Here is an 18,706-nt window from a genome sequence, read left to right as displayed (position 1 = left end):
TAAGCTCATGCTTTTGGAGCTGTTCGCGCAGTGCCAATTATCGCAAGCGCGACTGTTCCATAACATGCCTTATGCGATCTTTGTGTGTAGCCGCAAAGTTAGAATGTCCTAATTCAGCAAAGTTAGAGTGTCACACTCCCCGCGTTTGATGACGCGGAGACAAGCAGATGGGATTGATGGAGATGAGCGAGCGCGATCTGCAGCGGATCGAAGTTTTGTCGAAGGTGGCGGCAGGCCGTATGACGATGGTGTCGGCGGCCCATGTGCTCGACGTGAGCACGCGCCAGGTGCGTCGGTTGTTGCGCCGGATGAACATTAGTGGTGCCGCATCGATCCGGCACAAGGCGATCGGCCGGCCGTCGAACAACCGTATCAGTGACGGCATTCGGGAATATGCAGTGACGCTGGTTCGCGAACGCTATGCGGACTTTGGTCCGACCCTGGCGTCAGAGATGTTGGCTGAGCGGGATGGATTGTGTGTGTCGCGCGAGACGTTGCGTCACTGGATGATCGAAGCCGGCATATGGTTGTCGCGCAAGCAACGCCGGACATTTCATCAGCCAAGGTTACGCCGCGAGGCTTACGGCGAGTTGGTGCAGATTGATGGTTCTGACCATCGCTGGTTCGAAGACCGAGGCGATCCCTGTTCGTTACTGGTGTTCATCGACGATGCGACCGGCAAGTTGATGCAATTGCGGTTCGTACGGTCAGAAAGTGCGTACTCGTATTTTGAAGCGCTAGCGCTGTATCTGCACGAACATGGCGCCCCGATAGCATTCTATTCAGACAAGCATTCGGTGTTCCGGGTGGCAAAGAAGGACGCCAGGGGTGGTCAGGCGATGACGCAGTTCGGGCGTGCACTCTGCGAGCTAAACATCGAGATTCTCTGCGCAAATTCAAGCCAGGCTAAGGGGCGTGTCGAACGGATGAACCGGACATTGCAGGATCGCCTGGTCAAGGCACTGCGACTTGGCGGGATCGACAACATGGAAACCGGCAACGCGTTTCTGGCGAGTTTCGTGAGCCGGTATAATGCACGATTTTCCGTCATCCCTGCCCGTTCCGATGATTTGCACCGGCCACTGAATCTGGCGCCGGATCGATTGACGGAGATCCTGTGCAAGCGCGAGCAGCGTTACGTCGGCACACAGCTGACATTTTCGTTTGAACGCAAGCGGATCATGCTGGCGGAAACCGAAGTAACGCGTGGTCTGGTTGGCCATTATGTCGAGACCTATGCCTATGCAGATGGTCGCCTCGATGTGCGCTGGAAAGGCTATTCCCTGCCCTACACGGTGTTCGACAAGGACCAGCGGGTGACGCATGCGGCAATCACCGAGAACAAGCGGCTCGGTGAACTCCTAGCCTACATCAAGGAGCGCCAGGAGCAGCAGGACAAGCCGGTCGTCAAAACCAATAGTGACAAGAATGGCTATAAGCCGAGAGGTCGCAAACCTGGTCGCCGCACAGATTACATGAACGATCCGGCGGTGATGGCCCGACGAGAGAAAGCGCTGTCGAGACCTGCGGGGGAATGATCGTTCGAATAACCCAAAGCTAAAGCCGAAGAGGTGTTCTTGTCAGCCGCCCCGATCTGATCTTGCAACCGGGATCAGCCGCTCAGATCGGGGCTGGGCGATGTGCCGGACAGCACCTCTCGGACATTTCTACTTTGCAAACCCGCGGACATTTCAACCTTGCTGCCACATTGTGTGTAAGGGCTATTTAGTAATGCGACAGTTGGGCCGGATAGAAATGCGACACTCTCCTCGCATGACGACGCTGGTCAATATCAACGTCGGGAGCAAGGATGCGACGATGTCCAGCTTGACTACGGTCAGAAGCGTTCGGAGTTGCCATGTCCTTTTTGATCACCATGTCGCAGAAAGAATTGCATCGCCTCGAAGTCATCCAGAAGATTCATGATCAACGCCTGAGCGTCGTCCAGGCCGCTAGTGTTCTGGGCATCAGCCGAAGCCAGATGCACCGGCTGTTAAAAGCATATGAGACAGACGGCACACCTGGACTTGTTTCTAAAAAACGCCAACGCCCAAGCAACCGGTGTCACAGCGAGGATATTCGCAATGCAGTTCTTGATCTGGTCAGAGAACGATATGTTGATTTCGGTCCCACGCTGGCGCGCGAGAAGCTGATTGAGCTGCACCAACTGGCGATAGGTAAGGAAACGTTGCGCCAATGGATGACCGAGGCCGGCATCTGGATTTCTCGGAAAGAACGCAAGAAGCGCGTCTTTCAACCACGCGGCCGACGCGACTGCTTTGGCGAGCTGGTGCAGATCGACGGATCGCACCACTGGTGGTTCGAGAACCGAGGACCAAAATGCGCCCTTCTTGTCTACATCGATGACGCCACCGGTAAGCTGCTGCATCTGCGTTTTGCCGGATCTGAGAACACATTCGACTATCTGCATGCGACAAAAGCGTATTTGCAGCAATGGGGTAAGCCGCTGGCATTTTACAGCGACAAGCACGGCGTGTTTCGTTCTACGCATGCGTCGCAAAAAGATCGAACGAGTGGACTGACGCAGTTCGGACGCGCACTCTATGAGCTGAACATCGACATCATTTGTGCCAATACCCCGCAGGCTAAAGGCCGGGTGGAGCGTGCCGATCAGACGCTGCAGGATCGGTTGGTGAAAGAGATGCGGCTTCGTGGCATCGACACGATCGAGGCCGCTAATGCCTATGCACCTCAGTTCATTGCGGATTTCAACGCGCGTTTCGGCAAGCAACCACGCAATCCGAAGGACATGCATCGTCCCCTCGCCGCACATGAGAACCTCGACGGCGCCATGTGCCGCAAAGAAGTCCGCACGCTGTCTCAGTCTCTGACGTTGCGCTATGACAAGGTGATATTCATCCTAGATCCAACAGAAGGGGCAACGTCGCTGGCGGGACAGAAAGTCATTGTATGCGATTATCCCGACGGCCGGCTCGAGATCATGCACGAGAGTTTTACCCTGCCCTACAGGACATTTGACACGCTACGGTCGGTTCACCGCTCGCCTGTGGTTGAGAACAAGCGATTGGATGACATGCTATCACTCGTTGCTCAGATGCAGGAAGGCCGCGATCTACAGCGGAGTAAACGTGGTCCGCGCCGAACCGGACAAAACAACAGTATGTTCGAGATACCCGACGGTAGCCAGAGCAACGGTTATCAAAAGCGCGGGCGCAAGCCTGGGAGGCGGACGGATTTCATGAATGATCCGGAGGTGATTGCGAGACGACAGAAAGCTCTCGCTCGAATGGAAGCAGCTGAATGAAGGCAGCTTTTGGCGCAAAGCAGTCGTGAGGAGTGAGGAAGCTAAAGCCGAAGGGGTGTTCCATCACCCGCCCCCTCCCTACCCTTGCAACCGGGATCAGCCGCTCAGATCGGGGCTGGGCGATGTGCCGGACAGCACCTCTCGGACATTTCTACTTTGCAAACCCGCGGACATTTCAACCTTGCTGCGACATCGAGCGTAGCTTCTCCAAGATCCTTTAGAGCTACTCCAACTCTAGCGCTGGGCTGGGACGGAGGTGGCTGTGGAGACATGCCTCCTCCCTAGTCCGTAGGCTTGAGACCGTCGCCATCAGTTTTGCGCTAAAGCCTGCCGCGCGGCTACCGCTTCAGACTGCATGCCATTAGGCATCATTTGCATCACTTCGATCGCATGACCGTCTGGATCTTGGAACCAGCACTGCCAATTGCCGTCAGCGCCAAGTTTTTTCGGGCGTAACAACTCAATTCCGGCCACAGCCAATTCGCTCACGGCAACATCAATATTCTCTACGGCAATACAGAAATGGTTATAGCCAACAGCGTCGGCAGAAGCGATCTCCCCTACTCCTTCTGTGAAAATCTCCAAGAATTGAGTATCGGTGATGCGCAGATAGACAAGCCATAGCCGGCCGTCTTTTTCGAGCCTCATCAACTCGTCAAAACCAAGTTTTTCGACGTAGAACCTGAGGGTCACGTCGATGTCTTTCACTCGGATCGCTACGTGAGCAATCGATGTAACGCTAAGCATACGAATATCCCCTTATCGCTTTGGCAGCCTTTGTACGAACCCGGACTGATCCGCAAAGATCTAAGCACACAAAGTCATTGTAATCGATTACATCATGTGCCATCGTGCATGCAAACGATTACATGCAATTGCGGGGAAAGAAATTGCACAAGGCTAACTACCGAACCACCACCAGGGAAATTCAGACCCCATTGAGGTTGCGGCCAACGCTTGCTTTTCGAGAACTGGAGGCACTCTGATGCTGCGTGTTGGTGTTGTAGGCTGCGGAAATATCGCGGATATCTACCTTGAGAACGCGCCCATCTTTCGCGATTTCGTGATAACAGCAGTAAGTGACCGGAAGCCGGAAGCCGCAGCAATGCTTGCGGACAAGCACGGCGTTCTAGAACTTCAAGTAGATCAGTTGATGGCCTCCGAGGAAATCGATGCGGTACTCAATCTAACCATCCCGTCAGCTCACGCAGAAATCTCTCTTGCAGCAATCGAGGCTGGGAAGCACGTTTTCTCTGAAAAGCCGTTGTCGACGTCGCTCGCTGACGCCGCTAAAATCAACGATGCGGCTCGCGCAAAAGGTGTCAGGATCGGGGTAGCGCCGGATACCGTATTCGGCCCCGGACTACAAAAAGTGCGCAGCCTTATAGACGACAATGCAATCGGCTCACCGATTTCCGGAATTGCCACGATGATGAACCGTGGAATGGAGCAACGGCATCCGAACCCAGACTTTTTCTTTAAGGCCGGTGGTGGACCAGTTCTCGACATTGGCCCCTATTATTTGTCGGCGCTTGTTCTGTTGCTAGGATCAGTAAAATCGGTATCGGCAATGGGGACAATCGGGTTCAGGGAGCGCACCATTTCCTCTCCGAACAATCCACGCCACGGGGAAACGATCAAAGTAGAGGTCGTTACCACCGCCCAAGGCGTACTTATCTTCGAAAACAACACTCAAGTGTCCTTCATGTTTAGCTGGGACGTTGCCAGCCATGGTCTAGCGCCTATCGAAATTTATGGCAGTCGAGCCTCAGTCCGATTGCCGGATCCAAACTTTTTCGGTGGCAAGATTGAGATCTCGAAAGAACGTGGCGTCTGGGATGCGATCGACGTCAGCGATCAAGCATTTGGTCGTTGCAACTTTCCTGCACTCGATCCGGTCCTCGCCAACTACCGCGGCCTTGGCCTTGCCGAGATGGCTCATGCGATCGCAAACGATCGCCCTCATCGCGCAAATGGCGACCTAGGACTACACGTCTTGGAAACACTTTTGCGGATCAACGAGGCCTTGGATCGCCGGTCTGAAGTGCCGGTATTGTCACGCACCGAGCGACCTCCCCTGCTTTTAGGCGCGGATGCCGCAAGTTTGATGGGGCATTAATCCACCTCCCTACGACTTCGTTCACGAAATAAATTCTACGTCAATTCAACTCCGAGACAGCGGACCGAGTTGAGGTTAAAGAAACCCTGTTGAGGCTAAATATGAAAGACCATCCGGTCGCGAGGGACCCTGCAGCTGCTGATTTCACTCTCCCTTTGAAGCTCACCACGGGGGCCGATTACTGGACCACGGCCGCGGCACCCCAATTCGGCTTGAGGTCGATGCGGATGGCAGACGGCCCGCATGGCTTGCGCGTGCAAAATGACGAAAACCCGGATCACCTCGGACTGGAAAGAAGCCTGCCGGCCACATGCTTTCCGCCCGCAGTAACCCTCGCATCCTCTTGGGACAGCGATCTAATCGAGAACGTCGGCCGAGCCCTGGCCCGAGAAGCCAAGGCAGCTGGCGTCGATATAGTTCTCGGCCCCGGCCTCAATATCAAACGCAGCCCTCTCTGCGGCCGCAATTTCGAATATTACTCCGAAGACCCGTTGCTGACGGGGATCCTCGCGGGTGCCATCGCCAGGGGTTTGCAGGCGGAAGGTGTTGCCGCTTGCCTCAAGCATTTTGCCGTCAATAATCAGGAGACAGACAGACTGCGCGTCAGTGCGGATGTGGACGAGCGCGCACTGAGAGAGATCTATCTCCGCGCCTTCGAGCTTGCTCTCGACGTGTCCGGCGCATGGAGCGTGATGACCTCCTATAATCGGATCAATGGTATCTATGCCTCGGAAAATCTCTGGTTGCTTAGAACGGTTCTGCGCGACGAGTGGGGCTTCGACGGCGTTGTAATCTCGGATTGGGGCGCCGTCGTTGATCCCGTCGCCTCGCTGCAGGCGGGACTCGATCTACGTATGCCGGGCCGACCGACCGATATGCGGCCGGCAATTGCCGCCTCGGAAGGCAAACTCGATCCAGCCCTCTCGAGCAAAGTTGTAGAACGTCTCCAACTTCTTTCGCAGCGCACGCTTCCCAAAGATGCAGCCGATGCGATCGACTATCAGGCGCATCACGAGATGGTTCGACAGGCGGCAACACAGTCGGTGGTGCTCCTAACCAACGACGGCACCCTTCCACTCACCCTGTCGGACGGGTTGAAGGTGGCGGTCATCGGCGAGCTAGCGTGCAAGCCACGCTATCAGGGCGCCGGGAGCTCCCGCGTCAATCCCGTCGAGGTGACGAGCGGGCTCGATGCACTTTGTGAACGGGCTAAGACTGCGGGCGCCACCGTCACCTTTGCCGCCGGTTACAGGCTTTCTGCCGACAATCCAAACCAGCAGGCCCTGATCACCGAGGCCGTCGATATCGCCCAACAGGCGGATGTCGTTATTCTCTTCCTAGGACTACCCGACGAATATGAGGTGGAAGGCACCGACCGCAAGACGATCGATCTTCCCAGCAACCAGCTTGCACTCCTTGATGCACTGAAGGCCACGGCGGCAAACACTGTGGTTGCCATGAGCAACGGATCAGTGGTGACGACCGGTGCATGGCGCGGATCGGTCAATGCCATCGTCGAATTCTGGCTGACAGGCCAAGCGCATGGCGAGACGGTTGCGGATATCCTGCTCGGCAGTGTTAACCCGAGCGGAAAGCTCTCCGAGACCATACCACTGCGACTTCAGGACACGCCCGCCTATCTTAACTTCCCTGGCGAAGACCAGCATGTTTTGTATGGAGAGAGTATTTATGTCGGTTATCGGTCTTATGACGCGCGGCAGATCGACGTCGATTTCCCGTTTGGCCATGGTCTGTCCTATACCCGTTTCGCCTATAGCGATCTGACGATCGAGCCTCGCGGACCAACTGATGAGATTGCGTTCATCGCGCGGCTGACCGTCAAGAATGTCGGAGAACGATCAGGTGCCGAGGTCGTCCAGCTCTATGTCGATGATCATGCGGGTCTGGTCACGACCCCTCCCCTTGAACTCCGCGGATGGGCGAAGGTTGCGCTGGATGCCGGCCAGTCCTCGCCGGTCGAAATCGCGGTGCTGCGCAAACATCTCGCCCACTGGAGCACGGAACTCTCCGCCTGGTCCTATGCCGGCGGGCCGCTTACCGTTCATGTTGGCTCATCATCGCGCGATATTCGTGTCAGCAAGGCCGCAACGATCGAAGGAAAGCCCGTGACCAAACCGTTGACGCTCTGGTCCACTTTCGGCGAGTGGCTGGACCATCCGGTTCTGGGGCCTCGCCTGCAGGGTATTTTCGCGGAACGGGGTGGCCTGAAAGGCAGGATCAACGACCTCTTGTCGGACGAGGCGGGGCAGGGCTCGGTACGCTCATCGCCGCTTGTCAGCATCGCCGAATTTCCCGGCGTGCCGGTTCAACCCGATGATCTTAAAATGCTGACCGCAGAGGCCACTGCTCTCATTGCCAGGTAATGTGAAGCAATTTTCACCGCTTAGGGCTTGACCGGCGGCGCCGCACTACTGTCGCGCACCTTGAGATCGACATCCAGAACGACCTTCTGGGTGTCGGGCCCGTTTCCATCGATCAGTTGCAACATCATCTCAGACACTATGGTGCCCATCCTCCGGCGAGGCTGATGTATGGTCGTCAGCGCGGGGTGAATATGTTCTCCGATCTCGATGTCGTCGAAACCGACGACCGACACGTCCCTTGGTACATTGATACCAGCGCGCATTACCGCACCGATGAAGCCACAAGCGATCTCATCGGAGTCACAAAATACGGCGGTTGGGCGCGAATCGAGACTAAGCCATCGAGCACCAGCGTCGCGGCCCGAAGCCAGAGTAAATTCTCCAGCTAATATCCAGTCAGAGCGCATCGAAATATCAACTTCCTCCATAGCATCGCGAACACCTTCTAGACGAGCTTCGGTGGTGAAATTTCCTCTGGGTCCGCTCACGAACCCTATATCTCTATGGCCAAGTTCGATCAGGTGCTTAACAGCACGCTTGGCAGCGAGCCGATTGTCCACTGTGACACGTGGCGTTTCTGGTGCCTCAGGCCATTCACCAACTTGGACAATCGGGGGAATTCCGTCACGGGCAAGGATTTCATGTAGGACGTCAGCTGGCAGACTGCCGAGCAATACGATCACGCCGTCCGCGCGACGGCTATTAAAATACTGTAGAGCCATATCGCCAGCTCTTAGCCCGTAGTTGGTATCGACGACGAGTAGGCTATAGGATGTTCCTGCCAAACCGCCGGCGATGCCTGAAAGGATTGCCGAATAGTAGGGATTGGCAATATTTGGAAGCAGCGCGACAATAGACTTGGTGCGCTGTCTGCGGAAATTGCTAGCGGCAGCATCCAGCACGTACCCCGTCCTCTGGACCGCAGAGAGGACCAGTTCCCGAGTATCGGGGCTGACTTTATCGGGGCGAGACAATGCTCTACTTACGGTTGCGGTCGACACCCCTGCCGCGATTGCGACATCCTTGATACTGACGCTCTCGTTTCGCAATACAATGCCCCTCACTCATTCAACAATTGGCTACACAAATAAAAACAGCATTCCAATGTAAAAGTCTGTTGTAATCGTTTACACCATATGTCAGGCTCCATGCAATCGTTTACATTGCTACCTTTCTCGTTGTTGCGACAAAGTCGCCCAATAACGCCGGTGGCGGTCAACACCATTGGAAGACATCGAGGTCACTAGACAACAAGAGTTTCAAACTTGTGCGCACACAACCATAAAGGGGAACTGCATGAAAAAACTCGCGCTTATAGCTGCCATTTTACTCTCCACCACTTCGGTCGTGTCAGCCGTTGATCAGGGTGGCCGCTTGAACATCATTGTGCAGCCCGAGCCACCCGGCTTGATGCTCGGGATCGTGCAGAACGGACCCGCTTCGCTCGTTGCAGGGCAAATATACGAAAGTCTGCTGAAATATGATGAGAAGCTGCAACCGCAGCCATCTCTTGCCAAGTCCTGGGAAATTTCGACTGACGGCCTGACCTATACCTTCCATCTACAGACCGATGTCAAATTTCACGACGGCGTGGCGATGAGCTCTGCGGACGTGCTGTTTTCCGTAAACGACTTCCTGGTGAAGACGCTGGCAAAGCACCGCAATACGATGACAAGGGTGGAAAGCGTGGCGGCCCCGGACGACAAGACAGTTGTCTTCAAGCTCAAGCAGCCCTTCGAGCCGTTCATCCGTGCGATGGATTTTGGCGCCATGCCAATCATCCCCAAGCATCTCTATGAGGGGACAGATTACAGCACCAACCTCAACAACGAAAAGCCGATCGGTACCGGGCCCTTTAAATTCGCCGAGTGGAAGCGTGGCAGTTATATCAAGCTCGTGAAGAACCAGGATTACTACATCCAGGGGAAGCCGCATCTCGACGAGCTATATTATCAGATCATCCCGGATGCAGCCGCACGAGCCGTTGCCTTCGAGTCCGGCCAGATCGACGTTCTTCCCGGTGGCACGGTCGAAAACTTCGAGGTCCCGCGTATCTCAAGTCTTCCCAATGCCTGTGTGACGGAAAAGGGATGGGAGTACTACGCGCCCATGTCATGGCTCTGGCTCAATAACCGCACGGCGCCTTTGGACAATCCGAAATTCCGCCAAGCGATAATGTTCGGGATGGATCGCGAGTTCGCCAAGGACGTTTTGTGGAACGGAATGGGCAGGGTCGCCGACGGTCCGTTTTCCTCCAAGCTACCGTTCTACAATAAAGATGAAGTGGAATATCCACACGATCCTGAAAAGGCGAAGGCCCTTCTGAAGGAAATCGGCTATGATGGAAAGCCGCTGCGCCTGCTTCCGCTTCCCTATGGCGAAACATGGCAGCGCTGGGCGGAAGCAGTGAAGCAGAACCTTTCAGAAGTTGGCATTCCGATCGAGATCCAGGCGACCGACGTCGCAGGCTGGAATCAACGCATCAGCAACTGGGACTACGATTTAGCGTTCACCTACCTCTATCAAAACGGTGATCCAGCAATCGGCGTCGAGAGAAACTACAAGTCGAGCCAGATTCAGAAGGGCTCGCCTTGGAACAATGTCGAAGGATACGCCAATCCCCAATTGGACGCCCTTTTCGATCGAGCAGCCCTCGCCTTCCCGGCCGAAAAACGTCAACCTCTCTACAACGAAGTCCAGACGACACTTCGCAACGACGTTCCGATAGCCTGGTTGACGGAGCTTGTATTCCCGACGATCTATAGCTGCAAAGTGCAAGATCTCATTACGACTGGGACCGGTTTAAACGATTCCCTGCGCGACGCTTGGATAAAAAAATAGGCATGCGGGAGGGGCGGCAGCGCCGCCCCTCCCTCCCTGTTCCTAGCTAATCAATGAGGTCCACGATGCTACGCTTCGTGATTCAACGTCTTGGCAAGGCGGTTATCATCCTATTCTGCATCACCATTTTGAACTTCTTCCTCATCCACTCCGCGCCAGGTGATCCGGCGGCGGTTATGGCCGGGGAAGCGGGCGAAACGGATGCCGTTTTCCTCCAGCAGCTTCGCGAGCGCTTTGAGCTAGACAAGCCGCTTTATGTCCAGCTCTGGCGATACCTGTCTTCTGTCGCCCAACTCGACCTTGGCTATTCTTATCGACAGCAGTTGCCTGTTCTAGATCTTATCGCCGATCGAATGCCCGCGACGCTGATCCTGTCGATCACGGCCTTCGTCATATCGCTTGGTCTAGGTATCGCTGCCGGCGCTTTCGCGGCCGCACGCCAAGGCCGCTGGTCGGATACATTGATGTCGCTGGTTGCTCTGATTTTCTACGCAACGCCGCTGTTCTGGCTAGCCCTGATGGCCGTCCTGCTATTCTCGGTTTATCTGAACTGGCTTCCGGGCTTCGGCTATGAAACGGTTGGTTCCGGCCTGACCGGCATTCCGCGTGCACTCGACATCCTCCAGCATCTTATTCTGCCGGCGCTAACACTGGGACTGTTCTTCATGGCGGTCTATGTTCGGATGACGCGCGCTTCCATGCTCGAAGTCAACCGTATGGACTTTGTGAAGACCGCCAAGGCCAAGGGGCTTCGCCCCGGCAAAATCCAGCGCCGGCATGTGTTGCGCAATGCCATCCTGCCTGTCGTTACACTCGCGGGCCTACAGGCAGGGCAACTTGTCGGCGGTGCTGTTTTGATCGAAACAGTTTTTGCCTGGCCAGGCATCGGTCGACTGATGTTCGATGCACTTTCGCAGCGCGACTACAACCTCCTGCTCGGCGTATTCGTTATGTCCGCGGCGATGGTTCTCCTTTTTAACCTGATTACCGATGTGCTCTATCGCCTCGTCGATCCAAGAATCCGGGTGGCATGATGAAAGATTTCTGGAAACGTTTTTCGCAAAATCGCGGCGCGGTCATTGGTCTGATCATCCTCGTACTGATCGTCATCTTGTCGGTGGCAGCCCCATTCGTGTATCCACGCTCGCCCTGGGCGATGGTCCAACGCCCATTCCTGCCACCCTTCACAATGGATCAATACATTCTGGGAACAGATCCAGTTGGTCGCGATCTGGCGGCCGGGCTTGCTCACGGGGCGAGGATTTCTCTTCTGGTAGGTCTGGTCTCAACCGTCGTTTCGCTACTGATCGGCATCCCGATCGGAGCCATTGCCGGCTATTTCGGCGGGCTCGTCGATGACATCCTCATGCGCTTTACGGAATTCTTCCAGAGTGTGCCGAGCTTCGCGCTCGCCATCGTCCTGGTTGCGATCTTCCAGCCATCGATCACATCGATCATCGTAGCTATTGCAGTTGTCTCCTGGCCGCCAGTCGCTCGGCTTCTGCGCGGCGAAGTCATGTCGCTGCGCTCGCGGGAATTCATCGAGGCGGCAGTCCTGTCGGGCCAGACGCATTCGACCATCATCTGGCGCCAGATACTGCCCAATACGATATCGCCGATTATCGTGCTTGCCTCGATGATGGTGGCCGCTGCCATTCTCATCGAAAGCTCGCTGTCTTTCCTTGGACTCGGCGACAGCAACGTCATGTCCTGGGGCTATATTATAGGCGCCGGCCGAACCGTCATCCGTCAAGCATGGTGGGTGAGTTTCTTCCCCGGCCTTGCGATCCTACTGACCGTGCTTGCCCTCAATCTCGTCGGCGAAGGGCTGAACGACGCGCTCAACCCGCGCCTGGCACGAAAGGGGCGTTGAGATGAATACCGACCCCCAGATTATCGAAGATGCGGTCATCCATACCTGCGGAATCGTGCGGAGCGTTTCACCTGTCGTTGCCATCGATCGACTCAGCATCGCTCTGCCCGATGGCGCTGACCGGCCTTACGCGGTGGATAGGGTCAGCTTCGATCTTTATGCCGGAGAAACCTTGTGCGTGGTCGGCGAAAGCGGCTCTGGAAAGTCGATGTCTGCCAACGCTCTTATGGGTCTCCTGCCCGAAACGGTGAGGGTCGCCAGCGGCAGGATCCTGCTTGAGAAGCAGGACCTCCTGACCATAGACCCGGATGCGCTTCACGGTATCCGTGGCCGACGGGTTGCCATGATCTTCCAAGAGCCCATGTCGGCGCTCAATCCTTTGATGCGCGTCGGTGCACAAGTGGAAGAAGTCTTTGAAGCTCACGGCCTCCTCAGTGCGCGCGAACGCAAGCAAAAGGCGCTGGCGCTCCTAACCGAAGTTGGCCTGCCCGATCCGCCTCGGATTGCTGCCTCCTATCCCTTTCAGCTTTCAGGCGGCCAGAGGCAGCGGGTGATGATTGCCATGGCACTGGCGCTAGAGCCGCAGGTTCTGATCGCTGACGAACCAACCACAGCGCTCGACGTGACGACGCAGGCGCAGATCCTAGAACTGGTTCGCGGCCTGCAAAAATCCCGCAACATGGCTGTGATGTTCATCACTCACGATTTTGGTGTGGTGGCCGAAATCGCCGATCAAGTCACGGTGATGCAGCTTGGTCGCATCGTTGAACAAGGACCTGCTGACGCCGTTCTGATGAACCCGCAGCACCCGTATACCCGCAAGCTGATTGCCGCTATTCCGCGGCCCGGCAAAGGGGCGGAAGAGGTCACCGCCCGGGATCCTGTTTTGACGGTTGAGCGCTTGAGCAAGACGTATAATACGGGCGGGGGTTTCCTGTCCAAACGTCGTTCAGTTCATGCCGTCAAGGACGTTTCCTTCACGCTCGGTCGCGGTGAAACGCTTGGTATCGTCGGAGAGAGCGGCTCTGGCAAATCCTCCGTGGGGCGCTGCCTCGTCAGGCTGCAGGACCCCGAACAGGGGCGCGTCGTTCTTGGCGACAGGGACATGGCGCATTTGCGGGGCGCGGAGCTGCGCGCCGTGCGTCGGCGCATGCAGATGATTTTCCAAGATCCGTTTTCCTCACTCAATCCCCGTGAAAAGGTCGGCAGGATCATCGCGTCCGGGCCGATAGCCTACGGTCAGAACGAAAAGAAGGCTTTGGCACGCGCCGGCGACCTGATGGAAATGGTCGGCCTCGACGCCAAGGGCGCCAACCGCTTTCCGCATGAATTTTCCGGTGGTCAACGCCAACGCATCGGTATTGCCCGCGCCCTGGCTCTAGAGCCAGAAATCATCGTGGCCGACGAAGCCGTATCGGCACTCGATGTGTCGATCCAGGCGCAGGTTCTCGATCTTCTGGCAAAGCTGAAGGTGGAGCTGAACCTGTCGCTTATCTTCATCACCCATGACCTGCGCGTTGCGGCCAAGATCTGCGACAGAGTTATGGTCATGCAGAAGGGTGAAGTGGTCGAGCTAGGAACCGGGCATGAAATCTTCGATGCGCCTAAACACCCCTACACCCGGAGCCTGATCAACGCGATCCCAGGCAAGGCAAAAGAAGCCATGATGGCCATTTGAGCCTTCTGACGCTCTCCAACAATTCGGGCGGTGCACCCGCCAAAATGGAGCTGATGCAATGACAATTCGTCCCAACTCGATCGAAGCCGCGACATCGCCTACCAGCTGCATTCGGCCGTCAACCTGCGCAAATGCCAACAGACCGGCGGTCTTGTTATCGAGAAGGGTGACGGAATCTACGTCATCGACAACAACAGGAAACGCTACATTGAAGGTCTCGCCGGCCTCTGGTCGGTGGCACTCGGATTTGGTGAAAAGCGTCTGTCTGAAGTTGCCAAGGCGCAGATGGATAAGCTGCCCTATTACCACAACTTTGCCGACAAGACGACGGGACCTTCGGTCGAGCTTGCCGAACTGCTGATCCAGAGCGCTCCAGTGCCGATGTCGTAAGTGCATTTCACGGCGTCAGGTTCCGAAGCCAACGATCTTCGTGAATGGTGCGACCCGCGTCACGTGGAGGCTGGTGCAAAGATAATTCTGCAGATGACGTTAGATATCGCGGTTGCGTAGACAGTCTGAACTGCGCTCTCGGTCTACCCTCAAGCGAAAGAGCATTCGATGGAAACTGGTACAACGATCTCCGAGCTGAAAGAAGAACAAGCTTTGCTTCAGCTTGCGACCTTCAACTACGACATCGTCTGGCGGCTAGGGTCAGCGCTGCACGAGCGCGCAAGCCAAAACTCCCTGCCAATAGCCATCCAGATCTGCCATGGCAATGACAGTGTCTTTAAGGTTCTCTTGCCTGGGGCAACAATCGATAATCTCGACTGGGCTCGTCGGAAGTCGGCTTCCGTCCACCGCTTTCACAAAAGCACACTTCTCCTCCGACGCGAGGCGGAAAGAGATGGATATGACTTCCATACCAAGTTTCGTCTTCCTCCAGCGGACTATGTAATTGGCGGTGGTGGTTTCCCGCTCTTGATCAAAGGTGGAACCTATGTCGGTGCAATCGCGCTCAGTGGTTTGCCTGACATCGATGATCATAAACTGATCGTCACCACTCTTCGAGATATTCTCATCTAGATGATGTTGGTGAAGTCCCCTTCCGATGTTTCGCTTACTTAGTTTGTCCGGAATTGTCCCAATCATTTCCCGAACCTGAAACGTTGGGTCTCGAAAGGGTTACGTATCGGAACCATCGTCTATGGCGAGACTGGCCCCATGCCTCCGTGCATCATGGTGCTCTCTTTTACCTTTTGATTGAGCAAAAATCGCATCGAACACGGCCGACTTTCATTTTTGCGGATGCTGTTGGTTTCCACGTGGAACTGAGCCACCTCAATCAAAGGCGGTTTGGGCGCGCAAATCCCAACCGATCGCGTAGGGTCGTCCCTTCATATTTCGTGCGGTAAAGGCCGCGATTCTGAAGGATGGGCACGACCATATCGACGAAATCCGTCAATCCGTCCGGGAAATGCGATGGCATCACATTGAACCCGTCGGCGGCACCTGTGATGAACCAGGTCTCCAGCGTGTCGGCGATATACTCTGGTGTTCCGCAGAGCACCCAGTGCCCACGAGCTGCGGCCATCAGATTGTAGACGTCACGCAGCTGCATGTTTTCGCGCCTGGCCTTATCCAGCATCACCTTGGCAAAGGCATGATAGCTATCGGACGGCTTCAAGTCTTCCGGAATAGGGCCGTCGAGATCGTAGACGCTCATGTCAATCCCGAAGCGGTCCGAGAGCATTGAAAGCGCATTGGTCTCGCTGATGAAACCCTGCAATTGCGCCAGCTTGTCATGCGCCTCGCGCTCCGTGCGTCCGACGATCGGCATGACACCCGGCAAAATCACCATGGAATCGTCCGTACGACCGTAATTCGGCAGGCGATCCTTGACCGAGCGATAGAAAGCCCGCGCCTCGTCGAGATCCTGCGTCACCGAAAAGACGACATCGGCGGATTTCGCCGCCAGGTCCTGGCCGGGACCGGAGCCGCCGGCCTGCAGGATGATCGGCTGGCCTTGGGCAGAACGACCGATATTGAGCGGTCCCTTGACCTTGAAATGCGCGCCCTCGTGATCGAGCGCGCGCACCCTGGCCGGATCGATATAGACGCCTGTCTCCCGGTCGGCGACGATCGCATCGTCGGCCCAGCAATCCCAAAGGCCACGCACGACCGTCAGGAATTCCTCGGCGATCTCGTAGCGTTTCGAGTGGTCCGGATGAACCGTCCCGAAATTCGCCGCCGCCGTCGGATTGGCGGTCGTCACTGCATTCCAGGCCGCCCGTCCTCGGCTCAAATGATCGAGCGATGCAAAGACGCGCGCGACCGTGAACGGATCGCTGTAAGTCGTTGAAACCGTCGCCCCGAGGCCAATATGCTTCGTTGCACCGGCGATGGCCGAAAGCAGCGTCAGTGGCTCGAGCCGAGCCGTGTAGGACGGATGAGCGGCAGGATCGGCATGCAGGTTATCGCCCATGAAGATCAGGTCGAACAGGCCACGCTCCGCTTCGATCGCGATCTGCCTGACGGCCTCGATATCCTGAAAGCTGTCGATGGCGCCGGGCACGCGCCAGCCGGCCACATGGCTTCCGGTGCCCAGCAGGAAGAGGCCGAAATGTATCTTGCGTGTCATGCTATGCTCATTTCCAGAAGACGTAGCGGCGCTCGACGAAGCTGATCGCGCCGAAGAAGGCAAGGCTAATCGCAGAGGCAACGATGATTGCGGCCCAGACCTTGACGAAATCGATTTGCAGCACCGCCTGGTAGATAACCCACCCGAGGCCGCCATAGGCGCCGAGCATTTCGGTGACAATCGCCACCAGCACGCTGCGCACGGTCGAAACCCGCATGCCGGCGATGATCAGAGGCAGCGCGGTCGGCAGGCGCAGACGCCAGAGCACCGCAAGACGGCTCGCGCCGAAGGAGCGGATCAGGGCCACGGACCTGTGATCGACCCGGTCGAGACCTGCGATCGTGCTCAAGAAGATGGTGAAGCTGACGGCGATTGCCACCATGACGATCTTCGACGCCATGCCCATGCCGAACCACAGGAGCACGAGCGGTGAATAGGCGACAACCGGCACCGAATTGATGGCTGTCGCAAGCGGCAACACAACGGAGCGGGCAGCCGGGATCATGGTGATCAGCACTGCGGCAGCCATGCCGATCAGGCAGCCGATCGCATAACCAGCCAGTGCTTCCGCCGCCGTGAAGCGCGCGGCCGCAAAGAGGATCCCGGCATCGGACACCATTCCGCTCAGGATGCTGCTGACCGACGGCAGGACATAGGCGGGCAGCTTCAGCCCGCGGGCGGACAGTTCCCAGACCGCGGCGAGAAGCAGTGCGCCCGCAATGCCGCGCGCGATCTGGCGCGACGTTTCGGAATTCATCGAGGTCATCATTGCTCGTTCCCCCAGAAAACGATCCTTCGCTCGGCAAGGGCGACGAGACTGTAGAGCCCCATGCCGAGACAGGCGGAGACGACGATGGTCGCCCAGATGCCGACCACGTTTTCGTTATACATCGCCTGCAAAAGCAGCACGCCGAGACCGGTCGTATCGCCGAACCATTCGCCGACGATCGCGCCGACCAGTGCCAGCGACGAAGCCAGCTTCAGTGCCACGAAAAGCTGCGGCAGTGCCGCCGGCAGATAGATACGGCGCAGGATCTGCCCGTCGCTCGCGCCGAAACTGCGCATCAGCTGAACCTGGCGCGGATCGACAGAATTGAAGCCGAGCAGCGTGTTCACCGTCACCGGCAGGAAGCTGATATAAAAGGAGATCACCGCCTTCGCGAACAGCGTATTGCCGAACCACAGGACCACGACCGCGCCGAAGGCGATGACCGGAATGGTCTGCGAGACGACGAAGAGCGGGAAGAACAGCTCTCTCAGCAGCGTCCAGCGATGGAAGACCACGGCAATGGCGACGCCGAACACGCTGCCGGCCACGAAGCCAAGCGCCGTTTCGAGAAACGTTCGCCAGAGGCCGGAAAGATAGGCGCCGGGCGTCGCCATGATATTGGCGGCGATCGCGCTCGGACGCGGCAGGTAATAGGGCCGGATCTCGAAGAGCATAACGATGAACTCGATCGCCAGCAGGCCCACGGCCAGCCAGGTGATCGGTTTGATCACGGTATAGATCCTGCCCGTCGAAAAGACGGGCAGGCGTGTTTCGGTTGCGTTCATGCCGCTCACAGGCGTCTTTCCTCAGCCGGGATCTTGTCGATGAAGCTCGAGTTGAAGGCCTTGTCGAGATCGACGGGCTTGGAGATCACCTTGTACTGGGCCAGCAGGTCGTTTGCCGAACCGACGGCAGCCTTGTCGATGGTGAACAGGCCCTCGGTCGAGGCCTTGCCGGCCGTCATCAGCGTCTTGACTTCGCTCAGCATGAATTCCTGCTGCGCACGGTCGAGCGTCGGCGCGATCTTCATGATGATGTCGATCGCGTCCTTCTCGTTGGCGAAGGCGTCCTTCCAGCCCTTGACGCTGGCGCGCAGGAATTTCTCGACCAGTTCCGGCTTTTCCGTCGCCGTCTTCTCGGACACGATCAGCGTGTCGCGCGGGAAGGAGACGCCGCTG

The 18,706-nt window shown here is 56.8% G+C and carries 15 protein-coding genes and 2 pseudogenes; 10 read left to right on the top strand and 7 right to left on the bottom strand.

Annotated features, from left to right (window positions below):
• The first annotated feature begins 167 nt into the window (after positions 1–167).
• The gene (locus tag AC0JZ4_RS24360) at positions 168–1,538 is read left to right on the top strand and encodes an ISNCY family transposase (protein WP_471889103.1); all 1,371 of its coding nucleotides are present in this window, start codon (positions 168–170) and stop codon (positions 1,536–1,538) included.
• Positions 1,539–1,858: 320 nt separating this feature from the next.
• Positions 1,859–3,286, top strand: coding sequence for an ISNCY family transposase (locus tag AC0JZ4_RS24355; RefSeq protein ID WP_471889102.1), 1,428 nt, complete (start codon positions 1,859–1,861; stop codon positions 3,284–3,286).
• A gap of 309 nt (positions 3,287–3,595) precedes the next feature.
• Here AC0JZ4_RS24355 and AC0JZ4_RS24350 read toward each other — a convergent pair whose 3' ends face one another.
• Positions 3,596–4,033, bottom strand: coding sequence for a VOC family protein (locus AC0JZ4_RS24350; protein ID WP_471889101.1), 438 nt, complete (start codon positions 4,031–4,033; stop codon positions 3,596–3,598).
• 238 nt (positions 4,034–4,271) lie between these two features.
• On the opposite strand from AC0JZ4_RS24350, the gene AC0JZ4_RS24345 reads away from it, so the two are divergent.
• Positions 4,272–5,405, top strand: coding sequence for a Gfo/Idh/MocA family protein (locus AC0JZ4_RS24345; protein WP_471889100.1), 1,134 nt, complete (start codon positions 4,272–4,274; stop codon positions 5,403–5,405).
• Positions 5,406–5,632: 227 nt separating this feature from the next.
• Positions 5,633–7,789 carry a glycoside hydrolase family 3 C-terminal domain-containing protein gene (locus AC0JZ4_RS24340; RefSeq protein WP_471889099.1) on the top strand — a complete coding sequence of 719 codons (2,157 nt, stop codon included), beginning with the start codon at positions 5,633–5,635 and terminating at the stop codon, positions 7,787–7,789.
• A gap of 20 nt (positions 7,790–7,809) precedes the next feature.
• Here AC0JZ4_RS24340 and AC0JZ4_RS24335 read toward each other — a convergent pair whose 3' ends face one another.
• Together AC0JZ4_RS24335 and AC0JZ4_RS24330 are read right to left on the bottom strand one after the other, a co-directional pair.
• A complete protein-coding gene (locus AC0JZ4_RS24335; protein WP_471889414.1) occupies positions 7,810–8,691 on the bottom strand; it encodes a substrate-binding domain-containing protein in 882 nt (293 codons plus the stop codon).
• A gap of 9 nt (positions 8,692–8,700) precedes the next feature.
• Positions 8,701–8,853 (bottom strand): annotated as a pseudogene (locus AC0JZ4_RS24330) (LacI family DNA-binding transcriptional regulator); the annotation flags it as partial.
• Positions 8,854–9,085: 232 nt separating this feature from the next.
• Between AC0JZ4_RS24330 and AC0JZ4_RS24325 the strand changes: the two are divergent.
• The 6 genes and pseudogenes from AC0JZ4_RS24325 (at position 9,086) to AC0JZ4_RS24300 (ending at position 15,204) form a co-directional block, all read left to right on the top strand.
• Positions 9,086–10,630 carry an ABC transporter substrate-binding protein gene (locus AC0JZ4_RS24325; protein WP_471889098.1) on the top strand — a complete coding sequence of 515 codons (1,545 nt, stop codon included), beginning with the start codon at positions 9,086–9,088 and terminating at the stop codon, positions 10,628–10,630.
• A gap of 65 nt (positions 10,631–10,695) precedes the next feature.
• A complete protein-coding gene (locus tag AC0JZ4_RS24320; RefSeq protein WP_471889097.1) occupies positions 10,696–11,664 on the top strand; it encodes an ABC transporter permease in 969 nt (322 codons plus the stop codon).
• Positions 11,664–12,503: an ABC transporter permease gene (locus AC0JZ4_RS24315; RefSeq protein ID WP_471889413.1), complete on the top strand. Its 840-nt coding sequence runs from the start codon at positions 11,664–11,666 to the stop codon at positions 12,501–12,503. The genes AC0JZ4_RS24320 and AC0JZ4_RS24315 overlap by 1 nt, the downstream gene beginning before the upstream one ends.
• Before the next feature lies 1 nt (position 12,504).
• Positions 12,505–14,181 carry an ABC transporter ATP-binding protein gene (locus AC0JZ4_RS24310; protein WP_471889096.1) on the top strand — a complete coding sequence of 559 codons (1,677 nt, stop codon included), beginning with the start codon at positions 12,505–12,507 and terminating at the stop codon, positions 14,179–14,181.
• Between the two features lie 58 nt (positions 14,182–14,239).
• A pseudogene (locus AC0JZ4_RS24305) lies at positions 14,240–14,568 on the top strand (aminotransferase class III-fold pyridoxal phosphate-dependent enzyme); the annotation flags it as partial.
• A 171-nt stretch (positions 14,569–14,739) separates the two neighbouring features.
• Positions 14,740–15,204, top strand: coding sequence for a heme-degrading domain-containing protein (locus AC0JZ4_RS24300; protein ID WP_471889095.1), 465 nt, complete (start codon positions 14,740–14,742; stop codon positions 15,202–15,204).
• A gap of 259 nt (positions 15,205–15,463) precedes the next feature.
• Here AC0JZ4_RS24300 and AC0JZ4_RS24295 read toward each other — a convergent pair whose 3' ends face one another.
• The 4 genes from AC0JZ4_RS24295 to AC0JZ4_RS24280 form a co-directional block, all read right to left on the bottom strand.
• Positions 15,464–16,759: an LLM class flavin-dependent oxidoreductase gene (locus tag AC0JZ4_RS24295; RefSeq protein ID WP_471889094.1), complete on the bottom strand. Its 1,296-nt coding sequence runs from the start codon at positions 16,757–16,759 to the stop codon at positions 15,464–15,466.
• A 7-nt stretch (positions 16,760–16,766) separates the two neighbouring features.
• On the bottom strand, positions 16,767–17,528 hold the full coding sequence (locus AC0JZ4_RS24290; protein WP_471889093.1) for an ABC transporter permease: 762 nt from the start codon (positions 17,526–17,528) through the stop codon (positions 16,767–16,769).
• A complete protein-coding gene (locus tag AC0JZ4_RS24285) occupies positions 17,525–18,313 on the bottom strand; it encodes an ABC transporter permease (protein ID WP_471889412.1) in 789 nt (262 codons plus the stop codon). Before AC0JZ4_RS24285 ends, AC0JZ4_RS24290 begins: the two co-directional genes overlap by 4 nt.
• 5 nt (positions 18,314–18,318) lie before the next feature.
• A partial coding sequence (locus AC0JZ4_RS24280) for an ABC transporter substrate-binding protein (RefSeq protein ID WP_471889092.1) occupies positions 18,319–18,706 on the bottom strand: 388 nt, incomplete at its 5' end.

The sequence above is a fragment of the [Rhizobium] kunmingense genome (assembly GCF_977018605.1).
The sequence above is the reverse complement of the archived record's forward strand: the minus strand, read 5'-3'. Positions and strand labels throughout refer to the sequence as shown.